This is a genomic window from Citrobacter sp. Cpo030 (genome assembly GCF_030333005.1).
Lineage (GTDB): Bacteria > Pseudomonadota > Gammaproteobacteria > Enterobacterales > Enterobacteriaceae > Citrobacter > Citrobacter portucalensis.
On the sequence record NZ_JAOWGT010000058.1, the window covers coordinates 15,692 to 42,253 of the forward strand.

The 26,562-nt window shown below is 53.8% G+C and carries 25 protein-coding genes; 6 read left to right on the top strand and 19 right to left on the bottom strand.

All coding sequences use genetic code 11. From position 1 onward, the window contains the following. Positions 1 to 33 precede the first annotated feature (33 nt). The 5 genes from ubiB to udp all read right to left on the bottom strand — a co-directional run bounded on the left by ubiB (position 34) and on the right by udp (position 5,472). Positions 34 to 1,674 carry a ubiquinone biosynthesis regulatory protein kinase UbiB gene (gene ubiB / locus OGY37_RS10685; RefSeq protein WP_003828916.1) on the bottom strand — a complete coding sequence of 547 codons (1,641 nt, stop codon included), beginning with the start codon at positions 1,672 to 1,674 and terminating at the stop codon, positions 34 to 36. Beyond that, positions 1,671 to 2,276 carry a ubiquinone biosynthesis protein UbiJ gene (gene ubiJ / locus OGY37_RS10690; RefSeq protein WP_003828918.1) on the bottom strand — a complete coding sequence of 202 codons (606 nt, stop codon included), beginning with the start codon at positions 2,274 to 2,276 and terminating at the stop codon, positions 1,671 to 1,673. Before ubiJ ends, ubiB begins: the two co-directional genes overlap by 4 nt. 13 nt (positions 2,277 to 2,289) lie before the next feature. Next, the gene (ubiE, locus tag OGY37_RS10695) at positions 2,290 to 3,045 is read right to left on the bottom strand and encodes a bifunctional demethylmenaquinone methyltransferase/2-methoxy-6-polyprenyl-1,4-benzoquinol methylase UbiE (RefSeq protein ID WP_003017897.1); all 756 of its coding nucleotides are present in this window, start codon (positions 3,043 to 3,045) and stop codon (positions 2,290 to 2,292) included. A gap of 94 nt (positions 3,046 to 3,139) precedes the next feature. After that, entirely contained in the window at positions 3,140 to 4,570 is a 1,431-nt protein-coding gene (rmuC, locus tag OGY37_RS10700; RefSeq protein ID WP_148362625.1) for a DNA recombination protein RmuC, read from the bottom strand. Positions 4,571 to 4,710: 140 nt separating this feature from the next. Continuing rightward, positions 4,711 to 5,472: a uridine phosphorylase gene (gene udp, locus OGY37_RS10705; protein WP_003828923.1), complete on the bottom strand. Its 762-nt coding sequence runs from the start codon at positions 5,470 to 5,472 to the stop codon at positions 4,711 to 4,713. A gap of 265 nt (positions 5,473 to 5,737) precedes the next feature. Between udp and OGY37_RS10710 the strand changes: the two genes are divergently transcribed. Next, positions 5,738 to 6,544, top strand: a complete 807-nt coding sequence (locus OGY37_RS10710) for a dienelactone hydrolase family protein (RefSeq protein WP_003828924.1) — start codon at positions 5,738 to 5,740, stop codon at positions 6,542 to 6,544. Positions 6,545 to 6,640: 96 nt separating this feature from the next. Here the strand turns inward: OGY37_RS10710 and metE are convergent, their stop codons facing one another. Then, positions 6,641 to 8,902, bottom strand: coding sequence for a 5-methyltetrahydropteroyltriglutamate--homocysteine S-methyltransferase (gene metE / locus OGY37_RS10715; protein WP_149335743.1), 2,262 nt, complete (start codon positions 8,900 to 8,902; stop codon positions 6,641 to 6,643). Positions 8,903 to 9,151: 249 nt separating this feature from the next. Between metE and metR the strand changes: the two genes are divergently transcribed. Then, on the top strand, positions 9,152 to 10,105 hold the full coding sequence (gene metR / locus OGY37_RS10720) for an HTH-type transcriptional regulator MetR (protein WP_286620775.1): 954 nt from the start codon (positions 9,152 to 9,154) through the stop codon (positions 10,103 to 10,105). On the opposite strand, the gene OGY37_RS10725 is transcribed toward metR, so the two are convergent. From OGY37_RS10725 to pldB, 3 genes are all read right to left on the bottom strand, one after another. Then, positions 9,993 to 10,892 carry a carboxylate/amino acid/amine transporter gene (locus OGY37_RS10725; protein WP_003828930.1) on the bottom strand — a complete coding sequence of 300 codons (900 nt, stop codon included), beginning with the start codon at positions 10,890 to 10,892 and terminating at the stop codon, positions 9,993 to 9,995. The genes metR and OGY37_RS10725 overlap by 113 nt on opposite strands. Before the next feature lie 79 nt (positions 10,893 to 10,971). Then, a complete protein-coding gene (yigL, locus tag OGY37_RS10730) occupies positions 10,972 to 11,772 on the bottom strand; it encodes a sugar/pyridoxal phosphate phosphatase YigL (RefSeq protein WP_008787091.1) in 801 nt (266 codons plus the stop codon). Between the two features lie 15 nt (positions 11,773 to 11,787). Continuing rightward, a complete protein-coding gene (pldB, locus tag OGY37_RS10735) occupies positions 11,788 to 12,804 on the bottom strand; it encodes a lysophospholipase L2 (protein ID WP_003017911.1) in 1,017 nt (338 codons plus the stop codon). Between the two features lie 110 nt (positions 12,805 to 12,914). Here pldB and rhtB point away from each other — a divergent pair, with 110 nt between their 5' ends. Next, positions 12,915 to 13,535 (top strand): homoserine/homoserine lactone efflux protein, encoded by a 621-nt coding sequence (gene rhtB / locus OGY37_RS10740; RefSeq protein WP_286620777.1) that lies wholly within the window; start codon positions 12,915 to 12,917, stop codon positions 13,533 to 13,535. A gap of 162 nt (positions 13,536 to 13,697) precedes the next feature. Then, positions 13,698 to 14,570, top strand: a complete 873-nt coding sequence (locus OGY37_RS10745) for an Rpn family recombination-promoting nuclease/putative transposase (protein ID WP_149282086.1) — start codon at positions 13,698 to 13,700, stop codon at positions 14,568 to 14,570. A 38-nt stretch (positions 14,571 to 14,608) separates the two neighbouring features. Here the strand turns inward: OGY37_RS10745 and rhtC are convergent, their stop codons facing one another. From rhtC to pldA, 3 genes are all read right to left on the bottom strand, one after another. Further along, the gene (rhtC, locus tag OGY37_RS10750; RefSeq protein ID WP_003828942.1) at positions 14,609 to 15,229 is read right to left on the bottom strand and encodes a threonine export protein RhtC; all 621 of its coding nucleotides are present in this window, start codon (positions 15,227 to 15,229) and stop codon (positions 14,609 to 14,611) included. A 63-nt stretch (positions 15,230 to 15,292) separates the two neighbouring features. Then, on the bottom strand, positions 15,293 to 17,122 hold the full coding sequence (gene recQ, locus OGY37_RS10755; RefSeq protein WP_148362629.1) for an ATP-dependent DNA helicase RecQ: 1,830 nt from the start codon (positions 17,120 to 17,122) through the stop codon (positions 15,293 to 15,295). 88 nt (positions 17,123 to 17,210) lie between these two features. Beyond that, positions 17,211 to 18,080 (bottom strand): phospholipase A, encoded by an 870-nt coding sequence (pldA, locus tag OGY37_RS10760; RefSeq protein ID WP_003828947.1) that lies wholly within the window; start codon positions 18,078 to 18,080, stop codon positions 17,211 to 17,213. 165 nt (positions 18,081 to 18,245) lie between these two features. Between pldA and yigI the strand changes: the two genes are divergently transcribed. Continuing rightward, positions 18,246 to 18,713 (top strand): acyl-CoA thioesterase YigI, encoded by a 468-nt coding sequence (gene yigI, locus OGY37_RS10765; protein ID WP_003828949.1) that lies wholly within the window; start codon positions 18,246 to 18,248, stop codon positions 18,711 to 18,713. Between the two features lie 51 nt (positions 18,714 to 18,764). Next, complete coding sequence (gene rarD / locus OGY37_RS10770; protein ID WP_003828953.1) at positions 18,765 to 19,658, top strand: EamA family transporter RarD; 894 nt, start codon at positions 18,765 to 18,767, stop codon at positions 19,656 to 19,658. Positions 19,659 to 19,731: 73 nt separating this feature from the next. Here the strand turns inward: rarD and corA are convergent, their stop codons facing one another. The 7 genes from corA to dapF all read right to left on the bottom strand — a co-directional run bounded on the left by corA (position 19,732) and on the right by dapF (position 26,535). Beyond that, entirely contained in the window at positions 19,732 to 20,682 is a 951-nt protein-coding gene (gene corA / locus OGY37_RS10775; protein ID WP_003017920.1) for a magnesium/cobalt transporter CorA, read from the bottom strand. Positions 20,683 to 20,836: 154 nt separating this feature from the next. Further along, on the bottom strand, positions 20,837 to 20,893 hold the full coding sequence (gene ysgD, locus OGY37_RS10780) for a YsgD/CorL family protein (RefSeq protein WP_212723238.1): 57 nt from the start codon (positions 20,891 to 20,893) through the stop codon (positions 20,837 to 20,839). 247 nt (positions 20,894 to 21,140) lie between these two features. Next, positions 21,141 to 23,303 carry a DNA helicase II gene (uvrD, locus tag OGY37_RS10785; RefSeq protein ID WP_003828957.1) on the bottom strand — a complete coding sequence of 721 codons (2,163 nt, stop codon included), beginning with the start codon at positions 23,301 to 23,303 and terminating at the stop codon, positions 21,141 to 21,143. 88 nt (positions 23,304 to 23,391) lie between these two features. Continuing rightward, entirely contained in the window at positions 23,392 to 24,108 is a 717-nt protein-coding gene (gene yigB / locus OGY37_RS10790; protein ID WP_032945701.1) for a 5-amino-6-(5-phospho-D-ribitylamino)uracil phosphatase YigB, read from the bottom strand. Next, the gene (xerC, locus tag OGY37_RS10795; RefSeq protein WP_103015294.1) at positions 24,108 to 25,010 is read right to left on the bottom strand and encodes a tyrosine recombinase XerC; all 903 of its coding nucleotides are present in this window, start codon (positions 25,008 to 25,010) and stop codon (positions 24,108 to 24,110) included. Before xerC ends, yigB begins: the two co-directional genes overlap by 1 nt. Continuing rightward, positions 25,007 to 25,714 (bottom strand): DUF484 domain-containing protein, encoded by a 708-nt coding sequence (locus tag OGY37_RS10800; RefSeq protein ID WP_008787084.1) that lies wholly within the window; start codon positions 25,712 to 25,714, stop codon positions 25,007 to 25,009. The genes xerC and OGY37_RS10800 overlap by 4 nt, the downstream gene beginning before the upstream one ends. Further along, positions 25,711 to 26,535 carry a diaminopimelate epimerase gene (gene dapF / locus OGY37_RS10805; RefSeq protein ID WP_003017933.1) on the bottom strand — a complete coding sequence of 275 codons (825 nt, stop codon included), beginning with the start codon at positions 26,533 to 26,535 and terminating at the stop codon, positions 25,711 to 25,713. Before dapF ends, OGY37_RS10800 begins: the two co-directional genes overlap by 4 nt. Positions 26,536 to 26,562: the final 27 nt, after the last annotated feature.

Genomic DNA, 26,562 nt, shown 5'->3' on the forward strand with positions numbered 1-26,562 from the left:
ACGTTACACGACCTGCCTTGGGCGATGAAAAATTCAGCGCATTTTGCGCCAGCCGATCAACCAGGCTATGACGCCTCCCGCCATTAACCAGCCCGGCATAAGCCCCCACTCAGGGCGGCTTACCAGCAGGAATGTTCCACTTAGCAACAATGTTGCGCCAATGCCCAATAAATAACGGGATTGTCCCTGGCGTACATGATTCGCGTGAAGCTCGCGGGCAATCTTATCAACACTGTGCTGTAAATATTTGCCCTGGCGCAAACTGTCATACACCAGTTCAGGTATTTCTGGCATTTTTTCGACCCAGAACGGTGCTTTTTCTTTAAATGCCCTAACGAGCGCCGGAATACCGACCTGATCTTTAATCCAGGATTCGAGGAATGGCTTAGCCGTTTTCCACAAATCTAACTGCGGGTAGAGTTGTCGTCCGACACCTTCTACGTACAGCAGCGTCTTCTGGAGCAATACCAGTTGAGGCTGAACTTCCATATTGAAGCGGCGCGCAGTGTTGAACAGATTCAGCAGCACGTGACCAAAGGAAATCTCCGCCAGCGGTTTTTCAAAAATCGGCTCGCACACGGTACGAATGGCAAATTCAAACTCTTCTACGTTGGTATCCGGCGGAACCCAACCAGAATCCACGTGCAGTTCAGCAACTTTGCGGTAATCGCGGTTAAAGAACGCAATGAAGTTTTCAGCCAGGTAACGCTTATCTTCTTTGTTTAAAGAGCCCACAATCCCACAATCAATACCAATGTATTTCGGGTTTTCAGGGTGCTCATAACTGACAAAAATGTTCCCGGGGTGCATATCCGCATGGAAAAAGCTGTCGCGGAATACCTGAGTAAAGAAGACCTGAACACCACGCTCGGCCAACAATTTCATATTGGTGCCGTTCTTCTCAAGCGTGGTGACATCTGAAACCGGGATGCCGTAAATGCGCTCCATCACCATCATGTTCTGACTGCAATAGTCGGAATACACTTCCGGGATGTACAGCATCGGACTATCTTCAAAATTACGTCGTAGCTGAATGGCGTTCGCCGATTCGCGCAGCAGATTGAGTTCATCGATCAACGTTTTTTCATATTCACGGACGACTTCTGTTGGTCGCAGGCGACGCCCATCTGGCAGCAGACGAGGAACCCAACGAGCCAGGCGGTAGATCAGTTTTAAATCCGCTTTGATGACCGGAAGTATGTCCGGGCGAATAACTTTGATCACCACCTCTTTGCCATTCGATTTCAACCGCGCAGTGTGGACCTGAGCAACAGACGCAGATGCCAGCGGCGTGATCTCAAAATCATCAAACCATTCCTCGACGGGCAGCCCGCCCATAGCCTCTTCGATTTGTTTTTTCGCTCTAAGCCCATCGAACGGGGCAACCCGATCCTGCAATAGCGCAAGCTGATCGGCGATGTGCGGAGGGAAAAGGTCACGACGGGTAGAGAGCATTTGCCCAAACTTGATCCACACCGGGCCGAGTTCCTGTAAAGCCAGTCTCAGCCTTTCTCCCAGCGGTTTATCTTTATGTCGGTTGGGCATCCAGAACAACGAGTAACGCCACAACCGAAGCGGCAGCGTGATTCGCATTTTGGGGATGAGTTCATCAAGACCGTAGCTTAAAAAAGTGCGAATGATGAAATAAAGGCGCCGTACTTCACCTGGCGTCATTTGGCCTCCAGTTTTTCCAGCCGTTTGGCCAGAGATTCAACCGCGCGCTCAACGGCTGCCGTTTCTTCAGCAAACCATGCAACCTCTAGTGGACCAGGAGCCATGCGCCACTCTTCGGTGATCGCTTCGGCGACATAGCGCTGCTGGCGCTGAAAGTTATGGCACAGGAACTTCGCTCCACCACGCAAGACTTTGCTGACCCCTTCTGCGACGATATCGCCGGTATAGGGTGCTAACAGTTCTGCAGGATCCAACTCCGCCAGATCGGCCAGCGCAACAAAGTTCTGTACTACCTGGATATCGCCCTGGACTTCCAGCTCACCGCTGCGGATAAGCGTGGTGAGTTGCTGTCGGTCACGCAATTTCGGTAACACACTGGCATATGTGATTACGGTGCAATCGGCTTCGCCTTCCCATGCCCCCAGCACATCGACCTGGCGCTCGCTAAACACCAGGACTAACGGTGTTGAAAATCCTTTGAGATCAACACGCAGCACCTTCCCTTGTAAACGCGTTCTGGCTGACTTCAGCGCAGGAGAACGGTACAGAAAGGTGTTGAGCAGATTTTCAACGCCTGCGGTTACTAAGGGTTTTAAAGGCATCCCCACTCTCCTGTCAGAACTTGTAACCACGATGCAGCGCAACGACACCTGCTGTCAGGTTGTAGTAATCAACGCTTTCGAACCCGGCATCTTGCATCATTGCTTTTAAGGTGTCCTGATCGGGATGCATACGGATGGACTCCGCCAAATAACGGTAGCTGTCCGCATCGCTTGCTACCATTGAACCTATGCGCGGCAGAACATGGAAAGAGTATGCGTCGTAGGCTTTGCTCAACGGTTCGATGATGGGTTTGGAGAATTCCAGCACCAGTAGACGTCCGCCCGGCTTCAATACGCGGTACATGGAGCGCAATGCTTTGTCTTTATCCGTTACGTTGCGCAGACCGAAAGAGATGGTGATGCAGTCAAACGTGTTGTCAGGGAAAGGTAATGCTTCCGCATTCGCCTGAACGTACTCAACGTTACCTACCACGCCAATATTACGCAGCTTTTCGCGACCCATTTTGAGCATTGAGTCATTGATATCCGCCAGCACAACTTTGCCGGTTTCACCAACCATGCGAGAGAATTTCGCCGTCAGATCGCCGGTACCGCCTGCTAAATCGAGAACGGTTTGCCCGCGACGCACGCCACTGCAATCAATGGTGAAGCGCTTCCACAAACGATGAATGCCAAATGACATTAAGTCATTCATAACGTCATATTTAGACGCCACAGAATGAAAAACGTGGGCCACCATGTCAGCTTTCTGCTCTTTAGCGACGGTCTGAAAGCCAAAGTGCGTCGTTTCTTGTGAATTATCCACCATCTCAGTGCCTGCTCATCCAAAAAATGTTCGAGAAGTGTAACAGATTGGGCCAATTTGCCCTACCCTTCTGCCCGGTTCAACTACCCCAAACGAACTAGTTTGATTGCTGATTTACCGCTTCATCATCAGGGTAAGGTTCATCCTGTTGCGTCTCAGGGACCGAGCGCAAGCGGTATTCTTCATCCTGCGTAGTGGCTTGTTCAGCCAGCTCAGGATTAATCTCGCGCTTAATTTCTACACCTAAACTGCGAAACGCTTCTGCCTGCGACAGGACGTTTCCACGGCCTGAAGAAAGTTTTTTCATCGCCTGTCGGTAGTTATCCTGGGCTTTATCCAGGCTTTGGCCAATTGCCGACATATCATCCACAAACAATCGCATCTTGTCATAAAGTTTGCTGGCCCGATCGGCAATTTGTTGCGCATTACGACTCTGATGCTCGTAGCGCCACAGGTTGGCGATCGTGCGCAATGCCACCAACAGCGTGGTAGGGCTCACCAGCATAATGTTATTTCTAAGCGCTTCGGTAATCAGTTCGGGCTGTCTGTCGAGCGCCAGCAAAAAAGCGGGCTCAACGGGGATAAACATCAACACATAGTCAAGCGTACGCAGCCCAGGAAGCTGCTGATAATCTTTGCGACCCAGTAGTCGAATATGGTTGCGCACCGAGGCGATGTGCTCCTGCAATGCACTTTCGCGGGTGTATTCATCTTCTGCGTTAAAATAGCGCTCATAGGCGACCAGCGTCATTTTCGCATCGATCACCACATCTTTACCCTGCGGTAGCCGAACGATGACATCAGGCTGCATTCGCGAACGGGCGTCGTTTTCGATGCTAACCTGGGTTTCATATTCATAACCTTCACGCAGACCAGAGGCTTCGAGTACCCGCGTGAGTACAACCTCTCCCCAGTTACCCTGCGTTTTGTTATCGCCTTTTAATGCCCGCGTCAGGTTTACCGCTTCCTGCGCCATCTGCGCATTCAGTTGCTGGAGATTACGAATTTCGTGTGCCAGGGTATGGCGTTCTTGCGCCTCTTTACCAAAGCTATCCTGAACCTGGCGACGAAAACCGTCCAGTTGTTCACGAAGCGGCGCAAGCAGGCTGTTCAGACTTTGGCGATTTTGCTCATCAACACGGCGGTTGCTGTGCTCAAAAATACGATTCGCCAGATTTTCAAACTGTTCGCTCAGACGCTGTTCGCTGTTGATCATCTGGCGGATTTTATCTTCCGCATGCTGTTGGGTTGCTTCCAGCCGGGTAGTGACTTCACGGAGATCGGCTTCCAGAGAGGTGTTGATGCTGTGCAGACTGCGTAATTCGTTATTGAGTAGTTCGCACTCATCGCGCCAGTGAGCTTCCTGCGAGAGCTGCTGGCGAGCGGCGCTTAGCGCAATATCCAGTTCACGTCGCTCTTCGATGAGGTCGGCACGGATTTGATCGGCGCGTGCTTTTGTCGCCAGCCACCCTACCAGTAGCCCTGCGGCTAACGCCAACACGGCACTCATCATAATTGAAATATCCACAACGCCCCCTTACAGCAACGACTTACCCGCACAAAATAGAATTGTGCTGTATAAACGTCCAGTTTAAAAGGAATTTCCTGCGAGGCACTACGCAAAATAAAAAGGCCGAACGCGTCGGCCTTTTTGAATAGAAGGGGGAATTACAGTAAACGACGCGCGGCTTCAACCACGATTTTCACCGCGTGACTTTCCGTTTGTTTCATCGTTTCCGCATTAGGGATCTCTTGCTGAGTACGGTTCACGATAACACCTGCGACCATACCGGCACGCAGACCCTGGCTTGCGCACATGGTCAGCAGCGTAGCAGATTCCATTTCGTAGTTCATGACGCCCATAGACTGCCACTCTTCCATTGAGCCTTTGAAACGGCTCACGACGCGACCAGAGAAGGTGTCATAACGCTCCTGGCCCGGGTAGAAGGTGTCAGAAGACGCGGTGACCCCCACGTGAGTGGTGGCGCCGATAGATTTCGCCGCTTCCACCAGCGCGGTGGTGCACTCGAAGTCCGCAACGGCCGGGAATTCCATTGGTGCGAAGTGCAGGCTTGCGCCGTCCAGACGAACAGATGCAGTGGTAACCAGTACATCACCTACGTTGATATGCGGCTGGATAGCGCCAGTCGTACCGATACGCAGGAAGGTACGAATGCCCAGCTGTGCCAGTTCTTCTACGGCAATAGAGGTGGACGGGCCGCCGATACCGGTAGAACAAACGATCACGGCTTTACCATCCAGCTCAGCACGCCAGGTAGTGAACTCGCGATGAGATGCCAGCTTAACCGGCTTATCCATCAGCGCGGCGATCTTTTCCACACGCTCCGGGTCGCCAGGGACGATAGCAAGCGTAGCCCCTTGTAAATCGTTCTTAGTGAGGCCGAGATGAAAAACATCAGACTTAGACATAAAAACTCCTCTGTGAATCGGTTTTGTCAGAAGAAGCAAAAACACACTTTACCGAAGGCATAAACATATTTTCGTGACAGTCATCACTATGATGTAAATCAATTGCATTCAATTACCATCAAAAAGTGATTAGTGTCACATAAATGATGTGATGTAAGGAAGCCCTGCACAAAAGATAGCCCGTTTAAGGCAATGTGGTTCGTTGCATGTGTCTATAGTTAACAATGCGCTTTTTTGCTGAATATTTAAGGGTACGGAGAATACCATGACAACACGACAATCTGGCTTTGCACCTGCTGTATCTCCACCGACGTCTACCACGGTTCACACCCCGGATAATGCAATTATCGCCGGTGTAACGTCCATACCTTCACAAGGCGATGATATGCCAGCGTATCACGCACGACCAAAACAGACTGATGGCCTGCTGCCCGTAGTCATTGTCGTGCAGGAGATTTTTGGTATTCATGAGCACATTCGTGACGTTTGCCGTCGTTTGGCTCTGGAAGGGTATCTGGCTATCGCACCAGAACTCTATTTTCGCGAAGGCGATCCCAATGACTTTGCCGATATCCCTACGCTGCTTAGTGGCCTTGTCGCCAAAGTGCCCGACTCTCAGGTACTGGCCGATCTGGACCACGTCGCCAGTTGGGCCTCCCGCAACGGAGGAGATGCACACCAGTTGATGATCACCGGATTTTGCTGGGGTGGGCGCATCACCTGGCTGTATGCCGCACATAATCCGCAGTTAAAAGCGGCCGTGGCGTGGTATGGCAAACTGGTGGGTGATAAAACCCTCAACTCGCCAAAACATCCCGTTGATATCGCAACCGATCTTAACGCCCCCGTTTTGGGGCTTTATGGCGGCCAGGACACCAGCATTCCGCAAGATACCGTTGAAACAATGCGCCAGGCACTACGCGCCGCCAATGCTAAAGCGGAAATCGTGGTCTATCCCGATGCCGGACATGCGTTCAACGCCGATTATCGCCCGAGCTATCACGAAGAGTCCGCGAAAGACGGTTGGCAGAGAATGCTGGAGTGGTTCGTGCAATACGGTGGGAAGAAATAAACGTTAATTGCCCGGTGATGGCGACGCCTTACCGGGCCTACAACTATTGCGATTTCCTGTAACCCGGTTAAGCGCCAGCGCTTCCCGGGCAATGAATTACGCCTGACGCAGATTCTGCGCCGCTTTGACCATGTTCGCCAGCGCGGCACGGGTTTCCGGCCAGCCGCGGGTTTTCAGGCCGCAGTCCGGGTTCACCCACAGACGTTCTGCTGGAATGCGCAGCTCGGCTTTCTTCAACAGGGCTTCAATCCACTCCACGCTCGGGACGTTCGGCGAGTGAATATCGTATACGCCCGGCCCGATTTCGTTCGGATAGTCGAACTCTTCAAACGATTCCAGCAACTCCATATCAGAGCGCGAGGTTTCAATGGTAATCACGTCCGCATCCAGCGCCGCAATGGAGTCCATGATGTCGTTGAACTCGCAATAACACATGTGGGTGTGGATCTGGGTTTCATCCTTCGCTACCGCCGCGTTAATGCGGAAGGCTTCCACGCCCCACTCCAGATAAGCCGCCCAGTCGCTGCGACGCAGCGGCAGACCTTCGCGCAGTGCCGGTTCATCAATCTGGATGATGCCGATACCCGCCGCTTCCAGATCCGCCACTTCATCACGCAGCGCCAGCGCAATCTGCTTCGCGATGGTTTCACGCGTCACGTCTTCACGCGGGAATGACCAGCAGAGAATGGTCACCGGACCGGTCAGCATGCCTTTTACCGGTTTGTCGGTCAGCGACTGGGCATATTTCGCCCACTCCACGGTGATCGCTTCCGGGCGGCTGACGTCGCCAATCACCACCGGCGGCTTCACGCAGCGAGAGCCGTAGCTCTGCACCCAACCGTTCTGGGTGAAGACGAAGCCGTCCAGGTGTTCGCCAAAGTATTCGACCATGTCATTACGCTCGGCTTCACCGTGTACCAGCACGTCGAGACCCAGACGTTCCTGTTCAACAATCGCCTGTTTAATATGTTCCGCAATTCCGGTGCGATAGTTACCAGCATCCAGGTTGCCCTTTTTGAAATCCAGCCGCAGGCCGCGAATTTCTGTGGTTTGCGGGAATGAACCGATAGTCGTAGTCGGCCATGCCGGCAGATTAAAGCGGGCACGTTGCGCCTCGGCACGAACCGGGTAAGCGTTAGCGCGCTGGCTGTCCTGGGCGGTGATTGCCGCCAGACGTTTTTCCACTGCGGCGTTGTGTACGCGGGTAGAGTGACGACGAGCCTGAATCGGTGCGCTCCACTCGACAATTGCCGCCGTATCACCGCTATTCAATGCATCGCGCAGCAGCGCCAGCTCGCCGCATTTTTGCAGGGCGAAGGCAAACCAGCTCTTCACTTCTGCATCAAGGCGGGTTTCAACACTGAGATCGATTGGGCTGTGCAGCAGGGAGCAGGAAGAAGCCACCCACAGGTTACGTTTCCCGACGATATCTTTGATTTGTGCGTATTTTTCGCTGAGATCGGCACGCCAGACGTTGCGGCCGTTCACCAGCCCCGCTGACAGCAGCCAGTCGGCAGGCAGACGTTTATGCAACTCGGCTGCATCATCTTTGCCGTGCACGAAGTCAACGTGCAGTCCCTGCACCGGCAGGGCGGTAATGGTATCCAGGTTTGGCGTTACGCCTTCGAAGTAGGTGGTCAGCAGCAGCTTCACCTGACCCGTCAGCGCGTCATAAGCTGGTTTGAAGGCCTCCAGCCACGCTTGCGGCAATTCCAGCACCAGAGCGGGTTCGTCAATCTGCACCCACTCAATACCGCGTTTCGCCAGCTCGGCCAGCACCTGCTGGTAAACCGGCAGAATGTCGTTCAACAGGCTCAGACGGTCAAACTGCTCGCCTTTCACTTTACCCAACCACAGGTAGGTTACCGGCCCCAGCAACACAGGCTTCACTTTGTGACCGAGCGCCAGCGCTTCGTCCACTTCATCCAGCAGTTGGGTCCAGGTCAGTTTGAACTGCTGACCTTTAGTGAACTCTGGCACCATGTAGTGATAGTTGGTGTTAAACCATTTGGTCATTTCTGCCGCCGCCGCGGGTTCACCCGTTGGTGCGCGGCCACGGCCAATGCGGAATAAGGTATCGATATCGACCGAGCCGTCTTTATTTTGATGGCGAGCCGGAACGTTGCCGAGCAGCAGGCTAGTAGTCAGCACGTGATCGTACCAGGCAAAATCACCCACCGGCAGCAGGTCAACGCCCGCCTGCTTCTGCTGATCCCAGTGGCGGGCACGCAGCTCGCGGCCAACGGTCAGCAAATCTTCACGGGAAGAATTTCCCGCCCAGTAGCTTTCTTGCGCTTTCTTCAACTCGCGACGCAGGCCAACGCGAGGGAAACCGAGGGTGTGATTCAATATTGTCATTTTTCTTCCTCTCTTATTTTATTGAATCTGAAGCAAAAACTCTAAATAGTTCGGTTTGCAAGAAGGCGGCGACACAGCGCATCCCCAGGATGCTTACTGAAGTAAGTGACTGGGGCAAGCGAGGAAGCCAACGCATCTGCAAGCCGAAATATGACGAGTTTTGGACGTCCAGATGTTTACACATCCATAATTGGCGGTTACTGTATATTCCTCAAGCGCAATTTATTCATGCCGAAGTGAAGGACTTTCATGATCGAGATTAAACACCTGAAAACGCTCCAGGCGTTGCGGAATAGTGGTTCTCTGGCAGCCGCTGCGGCGACGTTGCATCAGACCCAATCCGCCCTTTCTCACCAGTTCAGCGATCTGGAGCAGCGCCTTGGCTTTCGACTTTTTATCCGTAAAAGCCAGCCTCTGCGCTTTACGCCGCAGGGAGAAATCCTGCTGCAGTTAGCCAGTCAGGTGTTGCCGCAAATTGGTCGTGCGCTGCAGGCCTGCAACGAACCGCAGCAAACCAGGTTGCGAATCGCGATTGAATGTCACAGTTGTATTCAATGGCTGACGCCCGCGCTGGAGAATTTTCGTGCTAACTGGCCGCAGGTGGAGATGGACTTTAAATCCGGCGTGACGTTCGATCCGCAACCAGCGCTACAGCAGGATGAGCTGGATCTGGTGTTAACCTCCGACATCCTGCCGCGCAGCGGATTGCACTACTCGCCGATGTTCGATTTTGAAGTCCGCCTGGTACTGGCGCCTAACCATCCGCTGGCCAACAAAACGCAAATCACGCCAGAAGATTTGGCCAGCGAGACGCTGCTCATTTACCCGGTGCAACGGAGTCGACTGGATGTATGGCGGCATTTCCTGCAACCTGCAGGCGTTAGTCCGTCGCTGAAAAGCGTGGATAACACCTTGTTGCTGATTCAGATGGTTGCAGCCAGAATGGGTATCGCGGCGTTACCGCACTGGGTGGTGGAGAGTTTTGAACGCCAGGGCCTGGTAGTGACCAAAACCCTGGGTGATGGATTGTGGAGCCGACTGTACGCCGCCGTGCGTGATGGCGAGCAGCGACAGCCGGTCACAGAAGCGTTTATTCGCTCAGCGCGGAATCACGCCTGCGATCACCTGCCGTTTGTACGGAGTGCGGAACGACCCACTTTCGATGTACCCACAGTGAAGCCACTATCACAGCCGCACCAATGATGAAGCTTGGCCAGTGAGGTTGTTGATGCCAGATAGCCAGGTTAACCAACAGTCCGGCAGGGACATGCATATTGTTCATGATGCCCAGCGTGCCCGCATCCACCTGGGTCGCACCGTAGTTCCACATAAAGTAACCAATGCCGGACGCCGCCACGCCAAGAAAGACCAGAATTCCCCACTGTAGCGTGGTTGCAGGCATTTTCTGCGCATTGCCCAGCATGAACCAGGCCACGACAGCCACCATAAAGGCGCCCATATAAAACCAGGCAAAGGCGTTGTGCTGCGGCATTGGCCGCGTCTCCATCAGACGTTTATAGCCCACCATACCAATGGCAAAGCTGATATTGGACAACTGCACCAGCAGCAGACCGGTCCAGAAGTGGCTGGTCACCTGATCGTAACGAATGATCCCCGCACCAATCACCGCCAGTAACGCACTAAAGGCGTAACTCCAGCGCAGACGACGTCCGCTCATCAGATCATAAATCAGCGTAATGTAGAGCGGCGTCAGCACGGTAAAGAGCAGCAGTTCTGAAACCGTCAGGTACAGATAGGCGTGAAAACTCAGCATGTACATAATGCCAAGCTGCATGGCACCCACCAGCATATACAGCCCGATCGTTTTTACGCTGTGCCCACGAGTACGTAGAAACGGCAGGAACACCAGCGCAGCCAGCCCAACGCGCACCAGCACCGCAAAATAGCTATCGACATGACCGGCAAGGTACTCGCCAAACAGGCTAAAGGAAAAGGCCCACAAAATTGTGGTAATGATGAGTAACGCCACAATGGATGTCTCTTAACAAAAGGTACACCCATTGTAGCGAAGTTTTTAGTTGACAACTGGTCAACTAACGAACAAAAGGTTACTGCAAAAACAGTTCACGCAGATAGTGTGGCACGGCATCGTCGGCATTAAGACCAATGACTTCCAGTTCCGGGTGCAGATCCTTCAGGCGCTGGTGGGCGTTGCCCATGATGCAGCCTTTACCTGCCATGGAGAGCATTTCCGCATCGTTCATCCCGTCGCCAAAGGCGATGCAGTCTTTCAGGCTGTAGCCCATCGCTTTTGCTACCGCTTCCAGCGCATGACCTTTCGATACGCCGCCAGCCATGACTTCCAGACAGGTAAGCGTAGAGAAGCTGACGTTAACGCGATCGCCCCAGCGGGCGTTAATCGCCTGCTCCAGCGGCAGCAGCCTTTCGTGAGAGTCGGTGGTGAAGAACACTTTGCTGACGCCCTCAGGCTCCAGTAATGCAGGTTCAAACAGTGAATAGTTAAACACCGCTTCTTTGAAGAAACGCATTTCGTCCGGACGATGGCGATTCATAAACCACTCATCATCGCGATAAACGTTGGTCACGATGTCCGGGTTTGCATTCACTACGCCAAACAGGTCGCTGGCAATATCGCGATCCAGGTTATGGGAAAACACCAGATTCCCGTCAGAATCATGCACGCGCGCGCCGTTGGACGTGATCATGTAGGTTTTAATGCCGAGGTTATCGCGAATTTGCCCCACATCAACATGATGACGGCCAGTCGCAAACACGAAGTTAACGCCGCGAGCGGTCAATAACTTCAGCGTCTCTTTGGCATAAGGGGACAGAGTATGGTCGGGAGAAAGCAGCGTACCGTCTAAATCAGACGCAACAACCTGATACATAAGAAAATTCAACCTCTAGGCAAAGCGGGTTCCGCTGGATGAGTTATGCTTGTCGAAAAATTCGACAATAGCGTTAAGCGCGACTGAGCGCATGGCGTCCTTTTCAAAAAGGATCTCATGGTACGCGCCTTTGATGACAAGCGGCTGACCCCCTTCTACAGGATGGCCCGCTGCGGCGCGGAGTTCACAAAAACGATCGTGCATGCGGTTATCTACCACCCGCTCTTCTTCAGCCTGAATCAGCAGCGTCGGCGTCGCGTCGTCTCCTGCTCCGGCCAGAACCTGTTCGCCTGCCAGAATACCTTCACGAACCCAGTGGTAGGTGGGGCCGCCAACGCGCAGTCGCGGCTCATCCGCATAGAAGCGCAGATTGCGCCGATAGCGCTGTCGACTATGGGTTAACGCATTCATACCGAACGGCAGCGCCCGCCAGCGCCCGGTTCCCATCGCATAGCCTTCTCGGATCCGCGGATGCCCTTCGGCCCAGTCCAGAATATGGCGCACCATCCAGTCGGGAAAGCGCATCACAATACCAAACATCGGCGCACAAAGCGCGATAGCATCACACTGATTCGGGTGGCGCTGCAGGAACAATGTGGCAATCGCCCCGCCCATAGAATGCGCCAGGATATAGCGTTTTCTCCACGGACCGGGTAGCACTTCCTGCTGCCAGAAGGCGGTTAGATCGTCGACATAATCATTAAAGTTATCGACATGACCGCGGTGCGGATCCGAAAGCATACGCCCGGAACGCCCCTGGCCACGGTGATCGATAATGAGAACGTCAAAACCAGAATGAAACAGGTCATACGCCAGTTCAGCGTATTTCACGTAACTTTCAATGCGTCCAGGACAGACGACGATGACGCGATCGTTTTTTTCTGCATGAAAACGAACAAAATGTACGGGAATATCATCCACGCCCGTAAATTCCGCTTCTTCCCGCTGACGCCAGAAATCTGTCAGTGGCCCCATGGAAAAAGCAGCAAACGCGTTTTCTCTTGTTTCCCAGTCTTTTTGCTGCTGAAACATCGGGTATCCAGCCTCGCTGACCAAGTAAAATCGTTTTTTTCGCCGTCACTGACACAACCTAACGGCAGTAGCGTATTGTGGCATAAAAATAGACAATCCGGGAGTTTCTCATGACCTTTGAATGGTGGTTCGCCTACCTGCTGACCTCTATTATTTTGAGCTTGTCCCCAGGCTCTGGCGCAATCAATACCATGACCACCGCCATCAGCCACGGATATCGCGGTGCCAGCGCGTCGATTGCAGGTTTGCAGACCGGGTTGGGCATTCATATCGTTCTGGTTGGCGTAGGACTGGGAACGCTATTTTCACGTTCGGTGATCGCATTTGAGGTGCTGAAGTGGGCGGGAGCGGCCTATCTGATTTGGCTGGGTATCCAGCAGTGGCGCGCGGCGGGTGCTATCGATCTGAATACCATGGCGAATACGCAATCGCGCAGCCGCCTGTTCAAACGCGCGGTCTTTGTTAATCTGACCAACCCCAAGAGCATAGTTTTTCTTGCCGCTCTGTTCCCGCAGTTCATCCTGCCGCAGGAACCGCAGTTGATGCAGTACGTGGTGCTTGGCGTCACAACCATCGTGGTCGATATCATTGTGATGATCGGTTACGCGACGTTGGCCACGCGCATTGCAGGCTGGATTAAAGGGCCAAAGCAAATGAAGGCGCTCAACAAAGTGTTTGGCTCGCTATTTATGCTGATAGGCTCCCTGCTGGCATCGGCAAGGCATGCCTAGCAAATGGAACGGCACTCGCAAAGAAATGCTAACAGTATGAGCGCCTGAACATGACTTTCCGTACTTTGCCGCAAAGGGAGAAAAGCCTTTTATTCTGTACTGTTAGACGTTGATTGCTAATGCCAGAATTCCGCCACATTCACCTTTCACGGATGATTAACGATGGCGGAAGTAACAACACCACATGATGCAGTATTTAAGACCTTCCTCTCCCGCGTGGAAACTGCGCGGGACTTTATCGAACTTCATCTTCCGCCCTCGCTGATCAAAATCTGCAAACTGGATACGCTCCGTTTGGAATCAGGCAGTTTTGTGGAGGACGATCTGCGTCCCTATTTCAGCGATATTCTCTACTCACTGGAAACCACCAGCGGGCATGGCTATGTACACGTGCTCATTGAGCATCAAAGCTCACCGGACAAGCATATGTCATTTCGCCTGATGCGCTACGCTATCGCAGCGATGCAACGTCATCTTGAGGCGGGAAACGACACTCTGCCGCTGGTTATTCCAGTGCTCTTTTACCATGGCAAGCAAAGCCCATGGCAAGGTTCGATGAACTGGCTGGATCACTTTGAGGATTCAGCGACCGCCCTTCAACTTTACAGCACACCGTTTCCGTTGGTGGATGTGACGGTTATTCCAGATGATGAAATCATGCAGCATCGCAGCATGGCGGCACTGACATTAGTACAAAAACACATTCGCCAGCGCGACATGGCGCAGCTGCTGGATAAACTTACCCGTCTGTTTATGCTGGAGAAGATGAGCGGACAACAAATAACCGTGCTGGTAAACTACATGGTGCAAGCAGGGAATACACAAGATGTTCAGACATTATTGTATAAGCTGGCACAGCGTGTGCCGCAGCATGGAGACAAACTGATGACAATGGCGGATCAACTACGTGAAGAGGGCAAACGCATTGCCCTTACTGATGTGGCAAAAGCGATGCTCAAGCGGGGTCTTGATACCGATGCAATTATGGAAATGACCGGCCTTTCGAAGGACGAATTACAGAAGCTTGCGCAATAAACCGCATACCGCCTGGGAGTCCCAGGCGGGCAACAAACTTAGCGCGAAATAATCAGGTGGATGCCGAAACCCGCAAACAGCGCGCCGGCAAAACCATCAATCCACTTCGCCAGACGCTGATAGCCACGACGCATTTTCGGCAACGCAAACAGGCTGGCGACCACGGTAAACCACGCCAGCGTTTCCACGATGATCAGGGCAAAAATCCCCCAACGCGCGCCCGTTCCCACGTTATCGCCAACGAACAATGAGAAGACGGAGCCGAAATAGATAATGGCTTTAGGGTTCGCCAGGTTGGTCAGCAGACCTTTCAAAAAACTGCGTCCGCTCTGCGCCAGCTCCACCTGCGGAGTGGGAGCTGCAACATCCTGTTTTTTAAATGCGCCGCGCAGCATCTGATAACCCATCCAGCACAGATACAGCCCCCCGCCCACCATAATAATGGTGTGCAGCCAGGCCATTTTTTCGATAATCAGATGCAGGCCGAGCAGCGCCACGCCAGCCCAGACCATGACGCCGCAGGTAATACCCAGCACGCCCATCATGGCCTCTTTACGCGAACGGCTAACCGCAGTTTGAGAAACAAAAAAGAAATCGGGACCGGGGCTCATCAGCGCAACGATATGCACCAACGCAACGGTGAAAAATAGCGTTAACATAAAAATGACTCGCGGGGGAATAGTTCAGTGAGTCACCATCCTGGCACTTTTTTGCCCGGCTGACTACTCTTCGTCGTCACCATCAACGTGTGCGCGAATAAGCGCCATAAACTCTTTACCGAAACGCTCAAGTTTACGCATCCCCACACCGTTAACGCTTAGCATTTCACTCGGTGAAACCGGCATCTGCTCGGCCATTTCAATCAGCGTGGCGTCGTTGAACACCACGTATGGCGGGATGTTCTCTTCATCGGCAATGGCTTTACGCAGCTTACGCAATTTGGCGAACAGTTTGCGGTCGTAGTTACCACCGAAGGATTTCTGCATCGCACGCGGTTTCAGCGCCACAATACGTGGTACAGCAAGCTGTAACGCAACGTCACCGCGCAACACCGGACGCGCGGCTTCGGTTAGCTGTAACGCGGAGTGATGAGCAATATTCTGCGTCACCAGGCCCAGGTGAATAAGCTGGCGAATAACGCTCACCCAGTGTTCGTGGCTTTGCTCGCGACCAATGCCATAGACCGGCAGTTTGTCATGAGCCAGTTCGCGAATACGCTGGTTATTCGCTCCGCGCAGCACTTCCACGACGTACCCCATGCCGAAGCGTTGGTTAACACGATAAATCGTCGACAGCGCTTTGCGCGCATCCATGAGTCCGTCATACTGTTTTGGCGGGTCGAGGCAGATGTCGCAGTTACCACACGGTTCCTGACGCCCTTCGCCAAAATAGTTCAGCAGCACCAGACGACGACAGGTCTGCGCCTCGGCAAACGCCCCCATCGCATTGAGCTTATGACGTTCGATATCCAGCAGTTGCCCAGCGGGTTTCTCTTCGAGGCAGCGGCGTAGCCATGCCATATCAGCCGGATCGTAAAACAGCATCGCTTCCGCAGGCAGGCCATCACGCCCGGCGCGGCCGGTTTCCTGGTAATAGGATTCGATGTTGCGCGGAATATCGAAATGCACCACGAAGCGTACGTTAGGTTTGTTGATCCCCATACCGAACGCCACGGTCGCCACTACGATTTGCAGGTCGTCGCGCTGGAATTTCTCCTGCACCTCGGCGCGTATAGCGTTTTCTAGCCCGGCATGATAAGCCCCGGCGCTGATGCCACGGCTTTGCAGACGCGCGGCGGTGTCTTCGACTTTGGCGCGACTGTTACAATAGATAATGCCAGACTTACCGCGCTGCTCTTGCACGTAGCGCATCAGCTGATCGAGCGGCTTAAACTTCTCCATCAGCATGTAGCGAATGTTCGGGCGGTCAAAGCTGCTGATCTGAATTAACGGATCGTTCAGTCCCAGCAGACGCACAATGTCCAGCCGGGTTGTCTCATCCGCGGTCGCGGTCAGCGCCACAAACGGCAGGGTTGGGAAACGCTGACGTAACTGGCCCAGCGCAGCGTACTCGGGGCGGAAATCATGCCCCCACTGCGAAATACAGTGCGCTTCATCAACCGCCAGCAGCACCGGATTCCAGTGCGCCAGATGCTCAAGGAAGTTATCCAGCATCAGGCGTTCGGGCGCAATATACAGTAAGCGAATCTGCCCGCTGCGACAGCCCGCCATCACCTCAAGCTGCTGTTCACGACTTTGAGTAGAATTCAGGCACGCCGCCGCCACGCCGTTGGCCAGCAGTTGATCGACCTGATCTTTCATCAGGGAAATCAGCGGGGAAACGACAACGGTGAGTCCGTTTAGCAATAACGCGGGAATTTGATAGCACAGGGATTTACCGCCGCCGGTCGGCATAACGACCAGGCAGTCGCGACCAGAGAGCACGGTATCAATGATTTCTTCCTGACCGGGGCGAAACTGTTGGTAGCCAAAGGTTTCCTGCAAAACCTGTTTAGCGCCCATTTCCAGATTCAACACTTCCGCCTGCGCCACATTAACCCCATTAGCCTGAAATAAAAACAGGCGCTATTTTCAGCGCCTGAGAGAGAAACTGCAATGATTAAAATACTCTCAATACCTGTCAGAAGATATCGTTGAGCATCACACCCACGCCAACACGGGTCTGATTGAAGTTGTAGTCGATCAGCGATTCGCCGTAACCACTGTAGACCTGAGTGTATAGACGCACATGCTTCGTGATGGGGTAACTGGCTCCCAGTTCTGCGCCACCGTAGCCGGTATTCCAGTTGTACTGGCCTTTCACGCTGATAACCGCGTCACCCAGGTGATAACCCATTTTCAGCTGATAGTAGCCCATATATTTGGTGATATCAGGGTTATCGTCAGTGCTACCAATCACGTACCACGGCTTAACTTCCACCAGCCAGTTACCATTTTCAGCCATCAGACGGGTATAAAGACGGTTCCAGCTACGTGAAGTGGGATCGGATCGGCCGTTGGAGTCATGGTTATAACCCATTTCGACATCACGAAGTGTCCAACCGGCAAAGCGATAGTCGGTGGCGAAACCGAGGAACAATTGCGGTTCGTAGTTGGTTTCGCGAAACGGTGAAGACTCTTCACTGTTCGAAAGCTGCCACCAGGACTTCTGGGTATAGGAACCGCCAAGTACCGAGTTTGGGCCTAATATCCCGCGCCAGAGCGGAAACGCCAGGCTTAGCTGAAACTTAACCTCATCTTTGCGCGCATTTTCGGACCAGCTATAACTGCTGATCGCCTCTTTGTTCATGTCGCTGGTATTGGTGTAAATAAGATAGTTGGTGTCATACGGATAAAGCGTGAAAGGGTTGTCATGTTCCTGCAGCATATTGGCGATAATACTGCCACGAACCGCCGGTGCATCATGAATCTCTTTCACTGTCGCTTCCTGCGCATACGCGGTCAACGGCAGCATAATTGCTGGTAGTAACCATCCCAGAATCGCCCGCATCGGTAATGTTCTCCTGAACCAAAATATTGATGAATTGTATAATTATCTGGCAAGTATTCTACATACTTAGCTAGTTCCTCGTTAGTTATCCCGTCCTAAAGTAGAAAACAACAAATAATAAGCATAATATCAACATTTCATTAACCATTGAGATGTAGGGATCGTATGTCTGCCGTACTTACTGCTGAGGAAGCGCTGAAGTTAGTGGGTGAAATGTTTGTCTATCATATGCCGTTTAACCGGGCGCTGGGACTGGAGCTCGAACGCTATGAGAAAGAATTTGCTCAATTAGCCTTTAATAACCAACCGATGATGGTCGGCAACTGGGCGCAAAGCATTCTGCATGGCGGCGTGATCGCCTCGGCGCTGGACGTCGCCGCGGGGCTGGTATGCGTTGGGAGTACGCTGACCCGCCATGAAACGATCAGCGAGGACGAACTGCGTCAGCGAATGTCACGCATGGGCACAATCGATTTGCGTGTTGATTATCTGCGCCCCGGAAGAGGGAGCCGCTTTACCGCCACCAGTAGCCTGCTGCGGGCGGGCAATAAAGTCGCTGTGGCGCGCGTGGAACTGCATAACGAAGAACAGCTTTATATTGCCAGCGCAACCGCCACTTATATGGTGGGGTAAGTGCCTAAAAAAAGGTAAACTGCTGTTACATTTCTGCAATGAGTTTTCCCGATGGATGCTAAACAAACGCGGCAGGGCGTGCTACTCGCTCTTGCTGCTTATTTTATTTGGGGTATCGCTCCCGCCTACTTCAAGCTGATTTACTATGTTCCGGCGGATGAGATCCTGACGCACCGCGTCATCTGGTCATTTTTCTTTATGGTGGTACTGATGAGCATCAGCCGCCAGTGGTCAGGTGTCAAAACGCTGCTACAAACGCCAAAGAAGATCTTCCTGCTGGCGCTCTCTGCAGTGCTCATCGGCGGAAACTGGCTGCTGTTCATTTGGGCGGTCAATAATCACCATATGCTGGAAGCCAGCCTCGGCTATTTTATTAACCCACTGGTGAATATTGTGCTGGGAATGCTATTCCTCGGTGAGCGCTTTCGTCGCATGCAGTGGCTGGCGGTACTGTTAGCCGCCTGCGGCGTGCTGGTACAGCTGTGGACCTTCGGATCGCTGCCAATAATCGCGCTGGGACTGGCGTTCAGCTTTGCGTTCTATGGGCTGGTGCGCAAGAAGATTGCCGTCGAAGCACAAACCGGCATGCTGATCGAAACCCTGTGGCTTTTACCTGTCGCCGCCATCTATCTGTTTGGCATTGCGGACAGCTCAACCAGCCATATGGGGCAAAACCCCATGTCGCTCAACCTGCTGTTGATTGCCGCGGGTGTCGTGACCACCATTCCGCTGTTGTGCTTTACCGGCGCGGCAACCCGCCTGCGTCTGTCAACGCTGGGATTCTTCCAGTATATCGGGCCTACGCTGATGTTCCTGCTGGCCGTCACCTTCTATGGTGAAGTTCCGGGAACGGATAAAATGGTCACGTTTGCGTTTATCTGGGTGGCGCTGGCGATTTTCGTGATGGATGCGATTTATACGCAACGACGGGTTCGTCGGAGCTAGGGGAGTGCCGGATGGCGCTTCGCTTATCCGGCCTACAAAAGCACATCGCCGTAGGCCGGATAAAGTACAGTGATTACAGCCAGTTCTTGCGCTTAAAGTACAGATACGGCGCCAGACCCGCGAGCATCATAAAGACAATCGCGCCCGGGTAACCGAAGCTCCAGTGCAATTCCGGCATAAACTCAAAGTTCATCCCGTAGCTGGAAGCCACCAGCGTCGGCGGCAGGAATACCACAGAAACCACCGAGAAGATCTTGATGATGCGGTTCTGCTCGATGTTGATAAAGCCCATCGCCGCCTGCATCAGGAAGTTAACCTTCTGGAACAGCGATTCATTATGCGGCAGCAGGGACTCGATATCGCGCAGGATCTCACGCGCCTGCTCCAGCTGACTGCCCGGCAAACGCGCTTTACGTACCAGGAAGTTCAACGCGCGCTGGGTATCCATCAGACACAGACGTACCTTCCAGCCGATATCTTCCAGTTCCGCCAATGTCGACAGCGCTTCGTCATACTCATCGCCCTGACGCCCTTCCATGATCACACGGCTGAGTTTTTCCAGGTCGCTGTAGATGTTTTCGATCTCATCCGCCAGCTGTTCAATTTTGGTTTCGAACAGGTCGAGCAACAGCTCGTAGGCGTTGCCATCCACCATCGCCTGGTTACGCGCACGCATGCGGTACAGGCGGAAGGCCGGCAGTTCGCGCTCGCGCAGAGTAAACAGGCGGCCTTCGCGAATGGTAAATGCGACGGTTGAGTTACCTGCGTGATCGTCGGCGTCTTCGTAAAAGAAGAAGGAGTGGATGTGCAGACCGTCTTCGTCTTCAAAAAAACGTGCGGATGCTTCGATGTCTTCCAGTTCAGGGCGCGTAGCCAGATTCTGGCCCAAGTCCTTTTGCACACGGTTTCGTTCTTCGTCATCCGGCTCGACTAAATCGACCCAGACCGAACTGGCCAGGTGCTCGATCTCGTCTGCCTCAAGGCGAGTTAAACGATTGTTTTCCAGTTGAAATGCGCTCAGCATGACCGGGACTCCCAATGCAAAAAATTATCGGACAGTTCGGAGGGCACACAGAAACAAATTGGGTTTCAGACCATTAAACAGCCTGACTCAGCGCGACGGGAAAAAACAGAAGGTCGCTGACAACCGCGAAGGCTATCAGCAAAAAGGGATAGCCTTAGGAGTTGATCCTGGATGACAGGATAATGAGCCAGTATCTACTGGGTGTGTCCAAGGCGAATGTCCTCTTAGCGTAATCGTGCGCGCATGTTACGCCAGCAAAATTTTGACGTCAACACGCAACGGATGGCGAAAAAGTAATAATTTCCCCTTATACAGAAAGGTTAGCAGAGGGGAATTATTTATCTATGATTTCAGAATATTAACCGACAGATAGCCGGATGGCGGCTTCGCCTTATCCGGCCTACAAATCAAAATATTACGTTCCGCGTAGGCCTGATAAGCGCAGCGACATCAGGCGATCATACCGTTTCCAGTCTGGCGTAGGCAGCAACCAGCCATTTGATCCCCTGCCCCTGGAACGCGACCTGTAAACGACTGTGTTCGCCGCTTCCTTCCAGATTAACGATGGTGCCCTCGCCAAACTTAGCGTGGCGCACGCGCTGGCCGAGCTTGTAGCCGGTATCATTTTCCGCCATTGGCGTGCCCATCCGCTGATGACTCACCGGGCGGCTAACCGTGGCACGCAGGCGAACCTCTTCAACGCACGCTTCCGGCAGTTCGCCGATAAAGCGCGACGGACGATGGTAAACCTCTTTGCCGTACAGACGACGCGTCTCGGCATAGGTCAGCGTCAGCTTCTGCATCGCGCGGGTTACACCGACGTAAGCCAGGCGGCGCTCTTCTTCGAGGCGACCACCTTCGTCCAGCGACATCTGGCTGGGGAACATGCCTTCTTCCATTCCCACGATAAACACCTGCGGGAACTCCAGACCTTTCGCCGAGTGCAGCGTCATCAGCTGTACCGCGTCCTGCCAGGTATCCGCCTGCCCTTCGCCCGCTTCCAGCGCGGCGTGAGACAGGAACGCCTGCAGCGGCATTAAGTCTTCGTCTTCTTCGTTGTAGCTGAACTGGCGCGTTGCCGTCACCAGTTCGTCTAAGTTTTCGATACGCGTCTGGCCTTTCTCGCCCTTCTCCTGCTCGTACATCATGCGCAGGCCGGAGTCTTTAATCACCCGGTCAGTCTGCACGTGCAGCGGCATATCGGCGGTCTCCTGCGCCAGTGCGTCAATCAGCTCCATAAAGCGCTGTAAGGCGCTGGCGGCGCGACCCGCGAGGGCTTTTTCCTGCAACAGCTCACGACAGGCCTGCCACAATGTTAGCTGGCGGTCACGGGAGGTCTGACGCACCACATCTAAAGTACGATCGCCAATCCCGCGGGTTGGCGTATTCACCACGCGCTCAAACGCGGCGTCGTCATTGCGGTTGGCGATCAGGCGCAGGTAAGAGAGCGCATCTTTGATTTCCTGGCGTTCGAAGAAGCGCATCCCGCCATAGATCCGATACGGCATACTGGCCTGTAACAACGCCTCTTCCAGTACGCGCGACTGGGCGTTACTGCGATAAAGAATGGCGCACTGTTCCAGCGCTCCGCCGTTGTCCTGCCAGGTCTTGATGCGATTGACCACAAAGCGCGCTTCATCAAGCTCGTTGAACGCGCAGTACAGCGAGATCGGTTCGCCGTCGACGCCGTCGGTCCACAGTTTTTTACCCAGACGCCCGTTGTTGTTTTCAATCAGGGCGTTGGCCGCGCTGAGGATATTGTTGGTCGAGCGGTAGTTCTGCTCCAGGCGAATAGTTTCTGCGCCGGGGAAATCCGTGAGGAAGCGCTGGATGTTCTCCACCTGCGCTCCGCGCCAGCCATAGATTGACTGATCGTCATCGCCGACGATCATTACCTTGCCGGTATCGCCCGCCAGCAGGCGGATCCACGCATACTGAATGTTGTTGGTATCCTGAAATTCGTCCACCAGGATATTGGTAAAGCGTTCGCGGTAGTGCTGCAGGATATGCGGCTTGTTGAGCCACAGCTCGTGAGCGCGCAGCAGCAGCTCGGCGAAATCCACCAGCCCCGCGCGGTCACATGCTTCCTGGTAAGCCTGATACACTTTCTGCCAGGTTTGCTCAACCGGGTTGCCGTAGCTTTGCAGGTGGTGCGGACGCAGCCCTTCGTCTTTCTGGCTGTTGATGAACCACATCGCCTGACGCGGCGGCCACTGCTTCTCATCAAGGTTCATCGCCTTGATCAGACGCTTGAGCAAACGCAGTTGGTCTTCGCTGTCGAGGATCTGAAAATCCTGCGGCAGGTTTGCATCCATATGATGCGCGCGCAGCAGACGGTGGGCCAGACCGTGGAATGTACCGACCCACATACCGCCCTGGCTGGTTCCCATGATCTGGCCGATACGGTGGCGCATTTCCGCCGCCGCTTTGTTGGTAAAGGTCACCGCCATAATGGAGTACGGCGAGTTGTTCTCAACCGTCAGTAACCAGGCGATACGGTGCACCAGCACGCGCGTTTTACCACTCCCCGCGCCTGCCAGAACCAGCATGTTGCTGCGTGGCGCGGCCACCGCTTCACGCTGTTTATCATTAAGGCTGTCGAGCAGGTAAGAAACGTCCATTGGCACCGCCGCGTAAAAGTAGGTAAGGCGGATAAGCGTAGCGCCATCCGCCAAAAAGCTGGGTATATATACAGAGTTCTGCTGGTGATTATATCAGCGAGGTCAGAGATGCCAACTGTGAAATTTCGATATGCGGAAGCAAACGACTGTCTGCGGTTTGCATCAGGTCGGCATTTTCCGGTTTGATCCAGCAGGCCTGCATACCACAACGGATGGCGCCCGCGACGTCCGTCGTCAGGTCATCACCCACGTGCAGAATCTCACCCACAGGCATTTTCAGTTTTTCCGCCGCCAACGTGTACATGTCGCTAAAGGGCTTTGATCGCCCGTCGGGACCGGCGCGCAGCACAAACTCAAAGTAATCACCCAGGCCAAACAGTTCCGGCTGCGCGTTACCGTTGGTGATCGCCACCAGCGGCCATTTGCGGGCCAGCGCCTTCAGCGTGTCATGCGTCGTCTGCGGGACTTCAATGCGGCTACGCCATTTGGCAAAATTCATCATTGCCGCATTCGCCCCCATTCTGGCTTCTGCCGCTGACAACCCCGCCTCCAGCATAGCGCGCTCTACGGCACGGTGACGCCATTGGGTAACATCGTGGTAGATTTCCGGCTCGGCGTCGCGAACGGCCTGACGTAAGCGCTGTAGGTCGCTATTTTGCAGCGAATTCAACGCCGGATGGTAATTCTGTACAAACGCGAGCGCTTCCTGCTCGGTGCGAGTGATAACGGGACGGTTATCGTAAAGGGTATCATCAAGGTCAAAGGTGAGCGCAGAAATGCGCCCCAAAGGCCGGTAAAAACGCATTATTTCCCCCGTTTGGCGCGCGGATGCGCCGCATCGTACACTGAAGCCAGGTGTTGAAAATCAAGATGGGTATAGATTTGAGTCGTGGAGAGATTGGCATGACCCAATAACTCCTGCACTCCGCGCAGATCGCCGCTCGACTCCAGCATATGCGTCGCAAAGGAGTGACGCAATTTGTGGGGATGTACGTGGCTGTTCAGCCCCTGCTTGATACCCCATTCAGCAAAGCGTTTCTGCACGTTACGCGCCGAGATACGTTTACCCAGTTTGGACAGAAATAGCGCATCGTCATCGCTGCCAAATAGCCCGCGTAGATCCAGCCAGTGCTCAATCCACGCCACCGCGTTGCGGCCAATCGGCAGGCGACGCTCTTTACTGCCCTTACCCATCACCCACACTTCGCCGGTGTCGAGGTCGAGATGTTTAATATCCAGCCCAACCAACTCAGATAAACGCAGACCCGCGCCGTACATCACTTCCAGCATTGCTCTATCGCGCACGGCAAGGGGATCGTTGAGATCGATATCCAGCAGACGATTAACATCGTCGACATCGATATTTTTAGGGAGATGACGCGGTGCTTTCGGCGCGGAAACGCTTTTTGCCGGATTGGCTTTCAGCTCGCCCTGATTAACCAGCCAGTCGAAGAAACTGCGTAACGCAGAGAGACGCAGCGCCAGACTCGCCGGCCCCAGTCCCTTACGACGGCTGCGAACAGCAAAACTGCGTACCATCGCAGCATCACATTGTTGCCAGCTTTGCAGACCGGTCTCTCCGGCTAACGCAATGATGGCATCAAGCTGACGCTGATAATTAAGCAATGTGACCGGGCTAAGCTGACGCTCAACGCCCAGATAGCGCAAAAAGCGCGCCACATCCTGAGAAAGGGGTGAATCGGTCATACGCGTTCAATCCAGCGCTCCAGCAGCTCCGGCAACATCAGCGAGATTTCCTGCAGCAATTGCGTGCCTTGCCCCTGCTGGTAATGATTAACGTCACGGCTGCTAAACAGCATCACGCCCAGAGAGCCATCTTGCCCGAGCATCGACATCGCCACCGAGCCTATGGCTTTCGCCTCCGGCATCATGACCAGCAATTCCGGACCATTAAGCGGCCCAAGATAGTGCTGCGACTGACCCAGACGCTGGATACGCAGCGGTTCAAAAGCCTGACGGCTTAATGCCAGATGGGTGAATTTTGATGGCGCGCCAAGTCGCCAGCGATCCGGGAACAGACGAACCGTCGCTCCGGCCAGCCCTAACTCACGCGCCCAGCGATGAAATCGCATCAGCATGTCGTCAAGACTGCTGGCCGACACCAGCCGCCCTTGCAGATTTAACAGACGATAGAACAGGCTTTCATTGGCGTTGGCTTGTTCCATCAACAACGCCATGTTCTCTTCCAGCACGTTAATATGATTACGTGCCCGCGCCATATGCCATTCCACTAAAGAGACCGTGCCCCGCACTGGGTGCGGAACTCGCATCGCTTCAACGGCCTGGGCATTACGGATAAAAAACTCAGGATTACGTTGCAAGTAATCGACGACCGCCCGGTCGTCCAGCTCCATGAGCGTTTCCTGTAGTTCTTCCCCTGGTTGCTTCATAAGTGAATAAATCCGTCGTAGACATGTGCCGCCGGGCCAGTCATATACAGCGGATGACCCGGACCTTTCCAGGCGATATCAAGTCGACCGCCCGGTAATTCCACCCTCACTTCTTCTGCCAGCAGACCCTGCTGGATACCGACCGCAACGGCAGCGCACGCACCGCTGCCGCAGGCCTGCGTTTCACCCGCGCCGCGCTCATAGACGCGCAGTCGGATATGCTCGCGTTTTACCACCTGCATAAATCCGATATTGGCGCGTTCAGGAAAGCGTTCGTGGCTTTCCAGAACCGGTCCCAGTGTTTCTACCGTGGCCGTATCAACATCATCAACCTGAATCACGCAGTGCGGGTTCCCCATTGAAACCACGCCGCACAATACTGTCTGTTCAGCCGCGCGCATAATATAGGTCTTCTCTGCTTTGTTAGCGCGAAAAGGAACCTGCGAGGGTTCAAAATTGGGTTCGCCCATATTCACCCGCACCAGCTCGTCGTCGGTTACGGTTAATACCATACGACCATTCGCGGTACTGACGCGAATATCACGTTTATTGGTCAGCCCTTTCAGGCGAACAAAACGGGCAAAACAGCGGGCGCCATTGCCACACTGTGACACTTCACTGCCGTCGGCATTAAAAATACGGTAGTGGAAATCCAGCTCCGGATCATACGGAGGCTCAACCACCAGCAGTTGATCAAATCCAACGCCGAGATGTCTGTCGGCCAGGCGGCGGATCAGCTCTGGTGAGAAAAAGACATTCTGCGTTACCGCGTCGACGACCATAAAATCGTTGCCAAGGCCATGCATTTTAGAGAATTGCATCATTCACTCCGTTCACGCGGGTACAGA

Coding starts and splice junctions, on each gene's coding strand:
- yigL (WP_008787091.1), bottom strand. CDS start 11,772: ATGTATCAGGTTGTTGCGTCTGATTTAGACGGTACGCTGCTTTCTCCC.
- pldA (WP_003828947.1), bottom strand. CDS start 18,080: ATGCGGGCGATTCTGGGATGGTTACTACCAGCAATTATGCTGCCGTTG.
- uvrD (WP_003828957.1), bottom strand. CDS start 23,303: ATGGACGTTTCTTACCTGCTCGACAGCCTTAATGATAAACAGCGTGAA.
- metR (WP_286620775.1), top strand. CDS start 9,152: ATGATCGAGATTAAACACCTGAAAACGCTCCAGGCGTTGCGGAATAGT.
- corA (WP_003017920.1), bottom strand. CDS start 20,682: ATGCTGAGCGCATTTCAACTGGAAAACAATCGTTTAACTCGCCTTGAG.
- udp (WP_003828923.1), bottom strand. CDS start 5,472: ATGTCTAAGTCTGATGTTTTTCATCTCGGCCTCACTAAGAACGATTTA.
- ubiE (WP_003017897.1), bottom strand. CDS start 3,045: ATGGTGGATAATTCACAAGAAACGACGCACTTTGGCTTTCAGACCGTC.
- rarD (WP_003828953.1), top strand. CDS start 18,765: ATGGATGCTAAACAAACGCGGCAGGGCGTGCTACTCGCTCTTGCTGCT.
- OGY37_RS10800 (WP_008787084.1), bottom strand. CDS start 25,714: ATGAAGCAACCAGGGGAAGAACTACAGGAAACGCTCATGGAGCTGGAC.
- OGY37_RS10745 (WP_149282086.1), top strand. CDS start 13,698: ATGGCGGAAGTAACAACACCACATGATGCAGTATTTAAGACCTTCCTC.
- metE (WP_149335743.1), bottom strand. CDS start 8,902: ATGACAATATTGAATCACACCCTCGGTTTCCCTCGCGTTGGCCTGCGT.
- yigI (WP_003828949.1), top strand. CDS start 18,246: ATGTCTGCCGTACTTACTGCTGAGGAAGCGCTGAAGTTAGTGGGTGAA.
- dapF (WP_003017933.1), bottom strand. CDS start 26,535: ATGCAATTCTCTAAAATGCATGGCCTTGGCAACGATTTTATGGTCGTC.
- rhtB (WP_286620777.1), top strand. CDS start 12,915: ATGACCTTTGAATGGTGGTTCGCCTACCTGCTGACCTCTATTATTTTG.
- ubiB (WP_003828916.1), bottom strand. CDS start 1,674: ATGACGCCAGGTGAAGTACGGCGCCTTTATTTCATCATTCGCACTTTT.
- yigB (WP_032945701.1), bottom strand. CDS start 24,108: ATGCGTTTTTACCGGCCTTTGGGGCGCATTTCTGCGCTCACCTTTGAC.
- rhtC (WP_003828942.1), bottom strand. CDS start 15,229: ATGTTAACGCTATTTTTCACCGTTGCGTTGGTGCATATCGTTGCGCTG.
- pldB (WP_003017911.1), bottom strand. CDS start 12,804: ATGTTTCAGCAGCAAAAAGACTGGGAAACAAGAGAAAACGCGTTTGCT.
- OGY37_RS10710 (WP_003828924.1), top strand. CDS start 5,738: ATGACAACACGACAATCTGGCTTTGCACCTGCTGTATCTCCACCGACG.
- ubiJ (WP_003828918.1), bottom strand. CDS start 2,276: ATGCCTTTAAAACCCTTAGTAACCGCAGGCGTTGAAAATCTGCTCAAC.
- xerC (WP_103015294.1), bottom strand. CDS start 25,010: ATGACCGATTCACCCCTTTCTCAGGATGTGGCGCGCTTTTTGCGCTAT.